Source organism: Rhizobium changzhiense, assembly GCF_013087625.1.
GTDB classification, from domain to species: domain Bacteria; phylum Pseudomonadota; class Alphaproteobacteria; order Rhizobiales; family Rhizobiaceae; genus Rhizobium; species Rhizobium sophorae.
This window is the reverse complement of sequence record NZ_JABFCQ010000003.1, coordinates 286,883-300,961: the sequence shown is the minus strand read 5'-3', so window position 1 is coordinate 300,961 and position 14,079 is coordinate 286,883. Positions and strand designations below refer to the sequence as shown.

The following is a 14,079-nucleotide window of genomic DNA, read 5'->3' as shown; positions in this document are numbered from 1 at the left end:
CGACGTAGTCGCTCGATGAGCTCGGCCGCATCGGGGGCGCGGAAAACGCGCCCCCGGCCGGCGTCGGCCGAAGGGGAGGGGCAATCGGCCGGCTCAGTTCAACGGCGCTTCACCTGATGTGATCCGCTGCTCGTTCTTTCCAAACAGGTGGACGGTATCGTGGATCGGCGCGATCCTCAGCACCTCGCCGGGAGCTGCCCTGATCCGTTCCCTGAAGACGCAGGTCAGCGTCTGTGCCCCCAGCCGGACAATGACCAGGGTTTCCGAACCCGTCGGCTCGACGACAACCGTCGTGACCTCAATGCCGCCCGGGTCCAAACGGATATGCTCGGGGCGAATGCCGTAGGTCACGGCTTCGGGCGGGTGCCGGTCACTCGGCAGGAGCAGGCCGTCGGCGGTTCGAAACCCATCTTCCGTCATGTTGCCGCTGATGAAATTCATCGCCGGGGAGCCGATGAAGCCAGCGACGAAAAGATTGTTCGGACGATCGTACAATTCCAGCGGAGAACCCGACTGCTCGATCAGGCCGTCCTTCATGACGACGATCTTGTCGGCCATGGTCATGGCTTCGATCTGGTCATGGGTGACGTAAATGGTCGTCGTCTGCAGCCGTTGATGCAGTTCCTTGATCTCAGAGCGCATCTGCACTCTGAGCTTGGCGTCAAGGTTCGACAGCGGCTCGTCGAAGAGGAAGACGGCCGGGTCGCGCACGATCGCCCGCCCCATCGCCACACGCTGTCTCTGGCCGCCCGACAGTTGCTTGGGATATCTCTCCAGGAGACTTTCGAGACCGAGAATCTTCGCGGCGTTGCCGACCCGCTGGTTGATCTCCGTCCTCGGCATCCGTTTCAGCCGCAGCGAAAAGCCCATGTTCTTGGCAACGGTCATATGCGGGTAGAGCGCGTAGTTCTGAAACACCATGGCGATGTCCCGATCCTTGGGGGCAAGCTCGTTGACGATATGTTTGCCGATCTGGATCTGCCCCGAGGTGATACCCTCGAGGCCCGCGATCATCCTTAGAAGCGTGGATTTGCCGCAGCCCGAGGGGCCAACCAGAACGACGAACTCGCCGTCGCCGATGTCGACCGATACGCCTTTGATGGCTTTGAACGCGCCGTAGTCCTTGCGCGCATTGTTGACCGAAACATGGGCCATTGCCGTCCTCCCGAAATCGCTGTCAAAGTCCGCTCAGAACATTTCTCAAATAATCGAGGCCGAGGCGCTCGCCGACTTTACGCGCGGCCAGGTCCTTGCCCGGCCGGCCATAGGCGGCATCCTCGTGTTCGATCGACAGCGTGCCGTCGAAACCAGCCCCGCGAGCCTGGCGCAGAAACCTCGGCCAATCGATGAGGCCGAGCCCTGGCAGCTTGTATTGCCACCAGCCCTTGCCGTGATAACCGACAGCCTGCAGGCTCTCCGGATCGATTGCCGTGTCCTTGGCATGAAGGATGGCGATGCGATCCTTCACCGCCTCCATCGCCTGATAGGGATCGACGCCGATTCGAATGAGGTGCGAGGGATCGAACTCCAGGCCGAAACGGGGATCCCCGATCCTCTGAAAAAGCTCCTGCCACCCTCTTGGTGTCGTTCCGATGAAATCGTCCTTCGGACCTGGCCAGTTCTCGATTGCAAACGTCAGGCCGTAGGGCTCCGTCTGCGCGATCAGCCCGTTGGCGAAATCGGCGAAATCATCATAGTTGGCTTCGTCGCTTGCGGTGTCGTCCCGGCCCGGGAAGATCACAAAGATCGGGACGCCCGCTTGCCCGATTGCGCCGGCGAATTCGGCGGTCGTTTCCCGAAGTGCCTTTCGTTTTGCCCGGTCGGCATCGAGCTGATTGCCGAAATAGGTGATCGACGACACAAAGAGGTCGCGACTACGCGCGAGCGCGACGGCAGCTTCCACCCTATCCGGCGTTTTGATATGGCCGCCGACGTCGATCTCGATGGCGTCGAAACCGGCCGATGCGGCGAAATCCACCACTTCCTCCAAGGGGCGATCGTTGAATGTCGAGGTGTAAAAGCCGATCTTCACCAAAATCCTCCTATCTTCGCCAAAATCCCTGGGGCCATGCGGCTGTTTCAACTGTTCAGGCGATCCATGTTCTTGAGTGGCGAACGTGTGCGTTGTGCAGCGTCGGCCGATGCGAGCATCAGGGCTGCTGCCATCGGCATGGCCGCCGCTCCCATGGCAGAGGCATCCTCTCCGAGCGAGGCGCGATGAAGCGAGGGAAGGTTGGTGTCATCGGCATCGAGATGCTCATGCACGTAGCGCAGCAATTCGTCGACGATGCGGATCGGCAATCTGCCGCCGACGAGGACGGCGTCGGGGTCGACGACCATGCCGATATGCTTGACGGCGACTGCCAGATGCGCGCTCATTTCCTTCAGCCACTGTGACACGAGGCGCCTGCCATGCGCATCCAGCGTCAGCAGGTCGTGGGGAACACTCACCTCGACGCCGTGCTGCGCGAGGAAATCATAGAGGAAGAACAGCGAGAATATCTCGCCGAGAAGCTGAACCTTATGGGCCTTCCCGTCCCGGCCGTCGGCGATCGGCAGCCAGCCGATTTCGCCGCTGAGGCCCATGGCGCCACGATGACCGTTGCCGTCGAGCACGAGGCCGCCGCCCGGGCATGGATTGATGGCGATATAGAAGAAGCTGCTGCTTTCAGCGCCTAGTCCGTAATCGAGTTCGGCAAGGGCTGCGGCATTGGCTTCGTTTTCGATGAAGACGGGATGCTGCGTCAGGTTCTCCAGTGCGGCGCGCACATCGAATGCCGTCCATTCCTGATAAGCCTCGGGCTTGCCGAGGAGCGAAATCTCGCCAAGCCAATCCGGCATCGCCAGACCGATGCCGGCCAGACGCGCGTCGTCGATGAGCCGGCTGCGCTGGAAATGCGAAATCGCATCTGCCGTGAGCTGCAAGAACTCCGCCGGCAGAATGAAGCGTTTCTCGTGGTGTACGCGGGCGCGGACGTTGCCGACGGCATCGACGGCCAGGATCGTCAAATGGTCGCGATCGATGTTGATGCCGATGGCAAAACAGGCATCCGGATTGATTTCGAGTTCGATCGCCGGCTGGCCTCTCAGCCCATGCCGCCGGCGGGCTTCCATGATCAGGCCCTCGTCCAGCAGGCGATCGACGATCCGGGCGATTGCCGGTTTGGTAAAACCCGTCCGCCTGGCGATTTCGGCCCGCGAAATCGGCGCCTGACGATGAATGCAGCGCAGGACGACGGCCCTGTTGTGCTCACCTGCATCTTCGACATTGGCGCCGGTCAGATCCGGGGACAGCCTGGCGCCGAGTGTCTGGTTCATGCTCGAATTCCTTCCTTGCGCATAGCCTGAACCGCTCGTCATCCCTTGACCGCGCCGCTGGTCATCGCACCGAGGATCAGCCGCTGGAGCGACAGAAAGGCGACGATCGCCGGAACAACCGCAATCAGGCAGGCGGCGGCAAGCAGCTGGATGGACGAGTCGGTTTGCATGCCGCGGAAGTTAAAGATGCCGACGCCGATCGGCATCAGATCATTTTTCGTGAGCAACAGAAAAGGCACCAGAAATTGCGACCAGCCGGCAATCACCGTGATGATAAAGACGGAGGCTATCCCCGGCGCCGATAGTGGCAGAATGATGCGCCAGAAGACCGAAAATCGATTGCAGCCATCGATCATCGCCGCTTCGTCGAGGCTGCGCGGGATGCCGTCGACCGAACTCTTCAAGAGCCAGGTCGCCAGCGGAACCCCAAGCGCGATATAGACCATGACGACGGCAAAATGCGTGTCCAGTAGGCCGAGGCGGTTCATGTAGCGGTAGAGCGGCACCATGATGACAAGCGGCGAGATCATCTGGAAAAGCAGCAGCCCCATCATCGACAGGCCCTTGCCCCGGAACTGAAAGCGGGAAAAAGCATATGCCGCGGGCAGTGCGACGATCAGGACGCCCAGTCCGCTGAAGGCGGCAAGCTTGAGGCCGTTCCAGAGATAGATCGGAAAATAGCTGTTGTTCAAAACGGTGATGAAATTGTCGATGGTGGGATTGTTGGGAATATATCGCGCCGCGCCGCGATAGATCTCGCGCTTGTCACGCATCGCCATCGACAGGAGATAGGTGAGGGGGCCGGCGAAGAATACGAACATTACCAGCATGAACAGATAGCTCATGGCATCGCCGAGCCGCGTTCCGGTCCGTCCGCTCATTGCTCTTCCTCCTTCGGCAGGAACGACGCATAGATAAAGGCGAGCCCGAGGCTGATGATCAGCATGAGCACCGAGAGCACACTGCCACCGGACAGGTCGTAGTTTCTAAAGACGATATTGAAGACGTAAAGCGAGATGACCTCGGTCGCACGCCCCGGACCGCCGCCCGTCAGCGTAATGATCGCATCGAAGGTATTCACCGTCTGGATCGTAATGAGGATCATGTTGACGAGGATTGCCGCGCGCAGCTGCGGAAGCGTGACGAAGAAAAACTGCTGCGATGCCGTCGCACCGTCGACCTCGGCCGCTTCATAGAGCGAGGGATCGATCGACTTCAGCGCCGCATACATGACGACCATCGAAAATGCCGTGCCGCGCCATATGTTGGAGATGAGGGTAGACCACGGTGCGATTGAGGGATCCGAGAGCCAGGCGACCGTCGGCATGTGCATCAACCGCAGAATGCTGTTCAGAGCACCATAAGGCGCTTCGGAAAAGAGCATTTGCCAGATGATGCCGCCGGCAATTCCGGGAACGACCCAGGCAACCAGCGCCGTCGTTCTGAGTATGGTGGTGCCGAACAGGCCGCGCTTTTCGCCGCGGATGACCACGACGGCGACCGCAAGACCTAAAATTTGCTGGCCGATGACGCTGCCGCCGACGAAGATCAGGGTCGCCCATAAAATGTCGGGCAGCTGCGGCGAGCTCAACGCATTGGTGATCGACCCCAGCGTATAATCCTGATTGTCGCCGATCAGCGTGGCATTGGTGAATGAAAGCCTGAAAACGTCGATGACGGGGTAAAGGTAGAAGATGCCGATGACGACGATCACAGGCATGATCCAGGGCAGGGGCGCACCGGCGAAACGGCGCATGAACGTTCTGCTTTGAGGCGGGCTGTCGGCCTCGATGGCAATGGGGCTCATTGGCTTCTCTGTCCGGGGTTGGCATTTGAGCACGACTGACCTGTTCGTGCCGGTGGCTGCCCCTCACCCTAACCTTCTCCCCGCAAGCGGGGAGAAGGTGGCGGCAGCCGGATGAGGGGCAGGTCGCGATTTAGCCGTGACATCACAGACGCTTGTAAGCCTCCAATGCTGCGTTGAAGGCGGCATTCAAAGCGTCTTCCGGCTTTTTGGTCCCTGAGAGCACGTCGCCCATCATGATCTGGATCTGGTTGGAGATTTCAGGATAGATCGGCACGCCAGGGCGTGCCTGTCCGTCGACCAGAGCCTTGGCAAAGGTCTTGTTGGCTTCGGTGGAGAAGACCTCATATTTGTCGAACAGCGACTTCCTGGTCGGCAACTGCTGCTGTAGCGCGTTTGCCGGCCCCATATAGACCTCGCGTGCGAGGTTGGCGCACATCTCGATCTTGTCCTTGTCCTTGCTGAAGGAGGCGATCGTCCAGCCGCCGGTGCCGGTCGAACGCTGATCGGCGCTGGGACCGGGGATCGGCGAGAAGGTCCAGTTGTTGAACTCGTCCTCTTCGAGCGTGGCCTTCAACTGCGCATATTGCCAGTTGCCGCCGATGAAGAGAGCCGTCGTCGCCGCTGCGGCCGCAGCATTCATATCGTCGTAATTCGCGATCGTGCTGACGCGCTTGGGCGCGGCACCCGAATCGACGAGATCCTTGAAATAATTCAGCGCCTTCAGGAATTTCTCCTTGTTCTCGCCTTCGCCGAACACTGGCTTGCCCGAGTCGTCGACGAGCTTGCCGCCGAGCGCCCAATAATTCGCGAGCCAGTCGAACGTCGTCCCTTCCCAGCGCCCGCCGTTGAAGAGAACGCCTTCCATGCCTTCTTTGGTGGAGGCGAGCGCGGCCTTTTTCAGATCGTCCCATGTCTGCGGCGCATCCGCCACGATCGACTTGTTGCGGTAGAGCACACGAAGGTCGGTATCCCACCACCAGGCGCGGACCTTCTGGTCCTTATCCGTGATGCCGCTGCGGATGAAGGGGAACAGGTCATCCACTTCCTCCTTCGAAAAATACGGTGTGAAGTCCGCAAGAACATTATTGACCATGAACTGCGAAAGAACGAACGAGTCGACCGCAGCGCAGTCAGGCGCGTTGCCGGCTTTGGCCTGCTCCAGCATCTTGGCCTGTTCGGTTCCAATGTCCGAGGACATGAATTGCAGCTGCAATTTCCAGTCCGGATGCTTTTTGATGAAATCGACGAAGAGCTTCTGGTAGCCCTCGGCGATCGCCGGATCCGAATTGTTCGGACTATCGTTCGTCAAACGGACGACGAGGGATTTTGGCGCATCGGCGAGGCCGATCCTGTCCTTAGTGGCAAGTTCCTGGGCAAATGAAACAGATGCTGAAAATAGCAGTGTGCTCAGCGCAAATGCGCTGACGGTGGCGCTCTTCATGATGGGTCTCCTCCCCATTTTGAACGGATACAGCCTTGGCGGTCAGTTGACCTCTCCTCATTTCCGTGCTGCACTAATTAGATTAAGTTACTTTGATTTGATGTCAAGCCACAGCTTGGAAGGCCAGACCTGGGAGGTTGAGATGCTGGCGACAATCAACAGCAGCTAGTGCACAGTTCCGGAAATTCGAGATCGATTTTCGGAAAAGGATCCGCGCCGTGAAGTGATGAAGCGTCTTGTTGGCGCGCGGCGCGTCCACCGCAATTTTCCTGAAGAAGAGCACGAGGCAATCGCGGATGGCTGCGATGGGTGAGTGCGGTTTTGCCCCGGCTGAACTGCGGCGGGGAAGTTAATTCCATGGAGGATAAGATGCGTCTACTCATTCTCGGTACCGGCGGAATGGCCAACCAGCATGCCGCCAACTTCAAGGCGATCGAAGGCGTCAGTGTCGTCGGCGGCGTCGATGTCGTCCCGGAAAGGCTCGCGGCCTTTTGCACCGAACATGGCATCGCCAATCACTTCACGACCCTCGAGGATGCTCTCGCCTGGGGCGAGTTCGACGCAGTGGCAAACGTTACGCCGGACCGCATTCACCACCCGACGACGCTTCAGGCCATTGCCGCCGGCAAGCACGTCTTCTGCGAAAAGCCGCTCGCCACCGATGCGGTCAAGGCCATGGAGATGACCGAGGCCATCGAGCGATCGGGCAAGGTCGGCATGGTCAATTTCACCTATCGCAATTCGCCCGCCCTTCAGAAAGGCCGGCAGATGGTACTCGCCGGCGAAATCGGGGAGGTCAGGCACGTCGAGGCATCCCATCTGCAAAGCTGGCTGGTCGGTCGTCACTGGGGCGACTGGAAGAGCGAAAGCAAATGGCTGTGGCGGCTGAGCAAGAAGCATGGATCCAACGGGGCGCTCGGCGATATCGGAATTCACATTGTCGATTTTGCATCATACGGTTCAGGGCTTGACGTCGCTCATGTCTTCGCGCGGCTGAAGACCTTCGACAAGGCGCCAGGCCACAAGATCGGCGAGTATGATCTTGATGCGAATGACAGCTTCACGATGAATGTCGATTTCACCAATGGCGCGATCGGGACGATCCAGGCGACGCGCACGGCGGCCGGACAGATGGATCAGCTGCGCCTCAGGGTCTATGGCGAAACCGGCTCGATCGAGATGATCTACGACACCGGAAAATCGACGCTACGCGCCTGTTTTGGAGAAGACGTGCACACGGCGACCTGGCGCGACGTCCCCTTCGATCCGGTCGAGACCAACTACCAGCGTTTCGTCCAGGCCGTACGGGCGGGCAGGACCCAGGAACCCTCGTTCCGGCGGGCGGCCAATATCCAGAAAGTCCTGGACAAGGCGCTGGCCTCCGATCTCAGCCACGCCGATGAAGCGCTCGCCTGACCCGGCCATCAGGCCGAAGCCGGCGGCAGCAGCAAAGTGTTGAGGAAGGGCAGGAGTGCTGCCCCGAGCGCAACGCCGCCGCCGCTGAAGCTTGCGGGTTTCATCGGCGAAATCCAGGGCGTCAGCAACGGCCTCGTCGAGGTGTCGCGCCGCTCGATGGAAAGCTGATGGATCAGCGCTTCGATCACGCCCTGCGGCAGATCGCTGCCGATCATGACGACGCTCGGCGCGAGAAAACCGGCCATGGCGATGATCGGGTCGAGCAGATGGCCAGCGGCCTCCCGTATCCATTGCGACAGTGACGGCGAGGAGATTTCCTCGCCCTTCAGCAGGCGGGTGAATGCCTGGTCGCCGATCCGTGATCGCAAGGACTCGAAACCGACGACGGTATTGAGCTGGACATTGTCGGGACCGGTCAGCATTTCGCCGATGCTGCCTGCCCGGCCATGCACGCCGGAATAGGGAATACCGCGAATGAGAAAGCCGGCCTGAACGTCGTCGTCGATGATGATCATCGCAAGTCCGCCTTCCCTGCCGGAGCTGCCGATCGTGCGCTCGGCGAGAAGGCTCGCCGTGCACTCGTTCTCGACATAGGGACGCGCGATCGTCGACATCACGGCGATCTGATCGCTTTGATCCTCTGTCCAGTCGTTGGCGGCGATGCCGAGCCCCATGATCGGCAATGTCGCGTGGCGATCGACCATATCCCTGACGGCCGCATGCACCAGGCCGACTTTGTCTGCGGGGTCCAGCTCGATATAGACCCGGTCATGGACCTGGCCACTCAGATCGATGAGCACGGCCTCACCACGCCTTGGGCGAAGCTTGACGCCGATCGAGAAAGCACCTTCCGGGCGCAAGGCAAACTCGGTAGCGGTGGCCCCTCCGCCGAGGCCATTGCGACGGTTGGAGGTGACAAGTTTTTCCTCGGCCAGCCGCCGCAGAATATTGGTGATGCCGGGCCCGGTCAGGCCGCAATGCCGGCCAAGCTCCATCCGCGTCAGCGGGCCATGGCGGCGGATCGCCTCCAGAATGACGCGAATATTCCGGTCGGCGATTTCGCCCGACCGCAGACCGACTGTTTTAGCGCGTGGGGCGCCCATCTCCTGAGTGTGAAGCCGACGCGGCCCTGACCGAAGATACCGCATGACTGTCTTTCCTAAAGCCTTTCCGGTTGTGTACTTCATCCATGGGCTATGGGAAAGCCGAGCTTAGCAGCCGCTTTTTGGGCACAACGTCCTATCAATCGGGATCAGGGCCATCACGGGGGTGACGAAGCGCGGCGGCCGAATGCCGCAAAATGCGTCAACAGATCGTCTAAACTACACGGCAATCGGAGCTTCGCTCTATCGGTCGCTAATAGCTGCAGGAACGATCGTTGCCGAAGCCGTCGCGGCAGGCAGGTCTGAGCCCATAGTCGACGCTGCTATATCCAACCGAGCCGGTTTGCATCGAGTCATTCGAGGTTGTCGTGCAGGATGACGACGATACGGCAACCACGATGACGGCTGTCGCGGCTGTCAATAATTTGCGGACTTGAAGCATCCCATCCTCCCCAGCGCTGCCTGAAATCTGCGATATCAGTGCAATTCTCGGTCAAATAGGGCCGACGGGGGTTTCGATAACTGTTGTTGTCGATCAAGATCTCGTTATTCCGCGAAGGCCCAAGCGTTTCATTCAACAGCTCATCTTGCGGCAGCACAGCAGCGTTTCGCATCCCTTTCCAGCACCCGCGTTGAAGCGGACGATGAGATTTCCAGGTAGTCGGGGTTGATATTCGCGTAGCCGCGACGGGTTCCACAAACAGTTCCGCCATTGGCGAAAATCTCGATGATTCCGCAATCATGAAACAGACGAATTTCCTTTCCGTCGCCAAGCTCCGCCACGTAGTGGATCGAGCCGTCATCCTGGGCGAGCCGGATCGAGAGGATACCGCCAGCGACGCCCACCTCGAAGGCAAGTTCGCCGCCCTGCGTCGCAACGACCTTGCTGCCCTCCAGAGCTCCGGAAAGGCGGATTTCAATGGGAGCCATCGGTAGCGAGAATTTGCCGCTTTGGTCCTCGACGATTGGGGCAACGGCAAAGTGATCGTCGACTTCGATCGTCGGCAGCATCCGCAGCCTCTTCTTGTCTTCACTCAAACTTAGAACACGTGGTAGGGACATCTCCCCGGAATAGGCTGAGCCCTCGGGCTTGCGATATTCCCAATTGAAAAGCCAGGCAAAGGCGATCTGGCGCCCTCCCGCTTCGAAACTCTGCATCGCATAATAATCGGTGCCGAAATCCAGCAATTGCAGTTCCGGCATGTCGGGTACGAAGCAGTCGTCGATAAACTCGCCGATCAGGGCATAAAGGAGATTGTGGCGCCGTGTTCGTGGCTCGACATGGCCAACAAAACCCATCACCAAAACCCACTTTTCCTCCAGCCGAAAGAAATCCGGGCATTCCACCGCACGCGCGCCTTCTTGGCGGAAATTAACCGGTGCACGGTAGAGCGGCCTGAGATATTGCCAATCGAGGCCATTGGCGGAGCCGAACAACAACACCGCGGGATCGCCTTCGATCGATGCGCCGAGTATCATGCGATAGGCGTTGGCTGCGTCATCCCACCAAACCTTTGGATCGCGGAAATCGTGCTCGACCCCATCGGGACGCTGCTCCAGCACCGTCACAATGCCTTCCGCCTTGATCATCAGCCGATCTGGACGCGCTATTTTCTGAATTTCCCGATAGCCCTTGAAAAGGTCATAGGCAGGCAGGCGCTCGGTGTAAAAGAACATCAAACTTCCATCTCGATCCCGAAAGGCATTGCCGGAGAATGCGCCCCCTGTGGCGCCGAGACGCCACAGGTTCTGTTCTGGATGCAGAAATACCGGCATGTGAAGCCAATTGACCAGATCGCGGCTGGTCGCATGTCCCCAGTGCATCGGTCCCCAATCACTGCCGCTCGGATGGAATTGATAAAAAAGGTGCCATAGCTCGTCGATCTTGCAGAGACCTACGGGATCGTTCATCCAATGCCGGATTGGCGAGAAATGAAGCGCAGGACGATCCGGATCGGACCGAAGCCAATCTTCAATTTCCGCGCCGGTGCGTTGAAGGATCCCTTTTTCCGAGAATTCAAACACTGTTATACCGGTCTCGTTCACGGTTTGAGGCTGATATCCATAGGCCCACAGAACAGCGTCCGGCGCATTGGTGACAATGGTGACCTCGCAAGCTTCCCTGTGGTGATATTTGAAAAACTCCGGATGGATGGCAAATGACTGAACCTGCCAAACCGTTTTCCCGTCAATGCCGATACGAAAAAAGCCGTCGCCCGCGGCCCAAAATTCCAAGCGGTACCCCGGGGGTAGGAACAGGTTTTGCTGCATCAACGGGTCACTTTTCCGGTTTTCCATTTGGTTCGCCATGAACACAACTGCGAATAGTCACTGGTTTTTCGACCGACGGCCTAACCATGCTCGGTCTAGTGAAACTCTGCCGACCATTGCCCGGGAACTGGCGTGCCCCTGAAAGCATTCACTGTTCTGTCCATCTCGACCTGTTCGGCACTGCCTGAATCCAGAACTGTATTCCGCACCGAACCCCTTTGCACCAGGACTGCCGTTACCTCGAGCGCCTTCAAATTGTCCGTTGAAAGCAATGCGCCCACTTGCGTTGAAAAACAGGCACTGTTTGGTGCATCGTTGATCTGCGACATTTCGGTTGTGGCCACGATGTGATTGTTGGCGATGTAGTTGCCGCTACCGGAAACGACATTGATGATCACAGGCTTTGCGGCGAGAGGCTTGATATATTGAGTATCGATCGTTTCTGAAATGTGGTTGGCGATGACCGAATTGTTGCTGCCATCAATGTGCAAAAGTCCGAACAGGTCATCCAGGCCGTTATCGTACTTTTGCATAGGCGCCCACGGCTCGCGATCTCGCAGGAAGTGATTTGAGGACACCAGGTTTTCGCAACAATTCGCAGCAAGAACCAGCATTCCGGGATAGAAGGAATGGAATCTGTTTCCTGTGATCGAGGAACGCGCCACGCCGGAAAAATAGACGCTGCTCGCGCCCCGAGGGAAGACGTTGTTTGAAGAGACCAGAATGCCGCCGTAATTTTCAGCGTAGACGGAATGTCCCCTATATCCGGCTCCGACAAAATTATTCGCTATCCTCGAGGCCTGCCCCATACCTTTCAATTCGATACAGTTGCCGCACTCTGCAATGAAATTATTGTCTATCGCCAGCGCATCCGCGTCATGAACAGTCACGCCGTGTTCCAGATAGATAAGGCCCATCCCCGTTATTCGGAATGAGTCATTGGCGCTACCCACATAGATTCCGGTTTTGCCATTCCTGTAGGTATTTTCCGCATCATCCTGCCCCGAACCGTCGTCCATGAAGTGCAGGCCATCGATGCAAAAATCGGCAAACTCCACAGAGCTTATGCGAGGATTGCCGGTGCGCTTGACGTAGAACGCGGCTCCGCCAGCCTCACCGTCGGCGGCGTCCGGAGACATGTCCACACGTATGCGACTCCCGCCCGGCCACACTTCATGCCACTGTGCAAGTTCGTCTGCAGGTGTGTTGAAACGGATGCTCGAAGACGTAAAGCCATGTCCCGAGCCTGCAATCTTCAGATAGCTCACGTCTATCAAGACCTGGGTGACAAGACGATAATCGCCTGGCGGAATATAGATCACGGCTCCAGGCTTTCCGCCGTCATTCTGGTCGCGAACCGCTTGCCTGCTCTTAATATCCGCAATGATGCTGTTGATGACCGAGCCGATATCCTCATAGGGGTTGCCTAAGGGATATTGTGTTACGTCGTAAAAGTTTTCACTTACCATTGTTCATGTCTCCTCGGTCATTTTCTACTCCACAGCGAGAGTAGACCGATGTCTTGATTGGCTTGTTGCTCGCAAGCCGCCTGGGGAAATGCGTTCGATCCTGCGCACCGTCACCAGATGCTGGTGCGGACGTCCGGTTCAAAGAAATGGAGTTCGTCGGCATCGACAGCGATGCGCGCGATGTCGCCTGCGCGTACGGTGCTCTTTGGAGAAAAGCGGGCTACAGCAGCCTTTTCGTTGCCAATCTCGGCGACGGCGTCCGGGTCGCCGGCATCTACACGGGTGGCGTCGATATTCAAATGCACCATGGATTCAGAACCTAGCGCCTCGACAAGAGTGACCGGGGCCGAGATCTCGGCCGAAGAGGGCCGGATTGCGGCATCGTTCATATGCTCGGGCCGGATACCGACAATGACCTGACGGTTAGACGCACCGTTGAGCGAGGGGCGGTGTTCGAAAACCTGGTCGGGGATTTGCAAGCTGTTGCTGCCCAGGGTCAGCGTCCTCCCATTCAGGACGGCCTCGTACAAATTCATCGAGGGCGATCCGATAAAGGCGGCGACAAAGACATTGTCAGGACGATTGTACAGGTTTTGCGGTGTGTCGACTTGCTGCAGCACACCGCCTTTCATGACAGCGACGCGGTCACCCATTGTCATCGCCTCGACCTGGTCGTGGGTCACGTAAATCGTCGTGACATTTAGTTTTCTCTGGAGGCTGGCGATCTCGGCGCGCATCTGCACGCGCAGCTTGGCATCGAGGTTCGACAACGGTTCATCCATCAGGAAGGCCGCTGGTTTGCGGACGATCGCCCGTCCCATGGCGACACGCTGACGCTGGCCTCCTGAAAGGAGTGCCGGCCTGCGGTCGAGCAAAGTCGTCAGTTCGAGGATGCGTGCGGCTTCGTCTACGCGGCTGGCAATCTCGGTCTTCGGCAGGCCTGCCATCAGCAAGGGGAAGGCGATGTTCTCCCGCACTGTCTTGTGCGGGTAGAGCGCATAGGACTGAAAGACCATGGCGATGTCGCGATCCTTGGGATCGACGTCGTTGACCAGCCTGTCACCGATCCTGAGTTCACCGCTCGTAATGCTCTCCAGGCCAGCGATCATCCTGAGGGCCGTCGACTTTCCGCATCCTGACGGACCGACAAACACCATGAACTCGCCATCCCTGATGTCGAAGCTCAGATCGTGCAGAGCGTGAAAGCTGTTTCCGTAGACCTTGTTGATATTGCGCAGTTCTATGCCGGCCATG

The 14,079-nt window shown here is 58.5% G+C and carries 13 protein-coding genes; 1 reads left to right on the top strand and 12 read right to left on the bottom strand.

Translation table 11 applies throughout. The features are described 5' to 3' along the window. Positions 1-93: 93 nt before the first annotated feature. From G9X68_RS16500 to G9X68_RS16475, 6 genes are all read right to left on the bottom strand, one after another. Positions 94-1,155 (bottom strand): ABC transporter ATP-binding protein, encoded by a 1,062-nt coding sequence (locus G9X68_RS16500; RefSeq protein ID WP_171603309.1) that lies wholly within the window; start codon positions 1,153-1,155, stop codon positions 94-96. A gap of 22 nt (positions 1,156-1,177) precedes the next feature. After that, positions 1,178-2,032 carry a TIM barrel protein gene (locus G9X68_RS16495; protein WP_171603308.1) on the bottom strand — a complete coding sequence of 285 codons (855 nt, stop codon included), beginning with the start codon at positions 2,030-2,032 and terminating at the stop codon, positions 1,178-1,180. Between the two features lie 47 nt (positions 2,033-2,079). After that, positions 2,080-3,318, bottom strand: a complete 1,239-nt coding sequence (locus G9X68_RS16490; protein WP_171603307.1) for an ROK family transcriptional regulator — start codon at positions 3,316-3,318, stop codon at positions 2,080-2,082. Positions 3,319-3,356: 38 nt separating this feature from the next. Next, positions 3,357-4,199 (bottom strand): carbohydrate ABC transporter permease, encoded by an 843-nt coding sequence (locus tag G9X68_RS16485; protein ID WP_171603305.1) that lies wholly within the window; start codon positions 4,197-4,199, stop codon positions 3,357-3,359. Then, on the bottom strand, positions 4,196-5,125 hold the full coding sequence (locus G9X68_RS16480; RefSeq protein WP_171376781.1) for a carbohydrate ABC transporter permease: 930 nt from the start codon (positions 5,123-5,125) through the stop codon (positions 4,196-4,198). Before G9X68_RS16480 ends, G9X68_RS16485 begins: the two co-directional genes overlap by 4 nt. Before the next feature lie 142 nt (positions 5,126-5,267). Continuing rightward, positions 5,268-6,566, bottom strand: coding sequence for a type 2 periplasmic-binding domain-containing protein (locus G9X68_RS16475; RefSeq protein WP_171603304.1), 1,299 nt, complete (start codon positions 6,564-6,566; stop codon positions 5,268-5,270). A gap of 369 nt (positions 6,567-6,935) precedes the next feature. Between G9X68_RS16475 and G9X68_RS16470 the strand changes: the two genes are divergently transcribed. Beyond that, complete coding sequence (locus G9X68_RS16470; RefSeq protein WP_171603303.1) at positions 6,936-7,982, top strand: Gfo/Idh/MocA family protein; 1,047 nt, start codon at positions 6,936-6,938, stop codon at positions 7,980-7,982. An 8-nt stretch (positions 7,983-7,990) separates the two neighbouring features. Here G9X68_RS16470 and G9X68_RS16465 read toward each other — a convergent pair whose 3' ends face one another. The 6 genes from G9X68_RS16465 to G9X68_RS16445 all read right to left on the bottom strand — a co-directional run bounded on the left by G9X68_RS16465 (position 7,991) and on the right by G9X68_RS16445 (position 14,078). Next, positions 7,991-9,130 carry an ROK family transcriptional regulator gene (locus tag G9X68_RS16465; RefSeq protein ID WP_171603302.1) on the bottom strand — a complete coding sequence of 380 codons (1,140 nt, stop codon included), beginning with the start codon at positions 9,128-9,130 and terminating at the stop codon, positions 7,991-7,993. A gap of 208 nt (positions 9,131-9,338) precedes the next feature. Further along, positions 9,339-9,527 (bottom strand): hypothetical protein, encoded by a 189-nt coding sequence (locus tag G9X68_RS31915; RefSeq protein ID WP_240603792.1) that lies wholly within the window; start codon positions 9,525-9,527, stop codon positions 9,339-9,341. Next, complete coding sequence (locus G9X68_RS16460) at positions 9,439-9,624, bottom strand: hypothetical protein (protein ID WP_171603301.1); 186 nt, start codon at positions 9,622-9,624, stop codon at positions 9,439-9,441. The genes G9X68_RS31915 and G9X68_RS16460 overlap by 89 nt, the downstream gene beginning before the upstream one ends. 43 nt (positions 9,625-9,667) lie before the next feature. Then, complete coding sequence (locus G9X68_RS16455; RefSeq protein WP_171603896.1) at positions 9,668-11,356, bottom strand: glycoside hydrolase family protein; 1,689 nt, start codon at positions 11,354-11,356, stop codon at positions 9,668-9,670. A gap of 95 nt (positions 11,357-11,451) precedes the next feature. Beyond that, entirely contained in the window at positions 11,452-12,825 is a 1,374-nt protein-coding gene (locus G9X68_RS16450; RefSeq protein ID WP_171603300.1) for a NosD domain-containing protein, read from the bottom strand. A 110-nt stretch (positions 12,826-12,935) separates the two neighbouring features. Further along, entirely contained in the window at positions 12,936-14,078 is a 1,143-nt protein-coding gene (locus tag G9X68_RS16445) for an ABC transporter ATP-binding protein (RefSeq protein ID WP_171603299.1), read from the bottom strand. Between the last annotated feature and the right edge of the window lies 1 nt (position 14,079).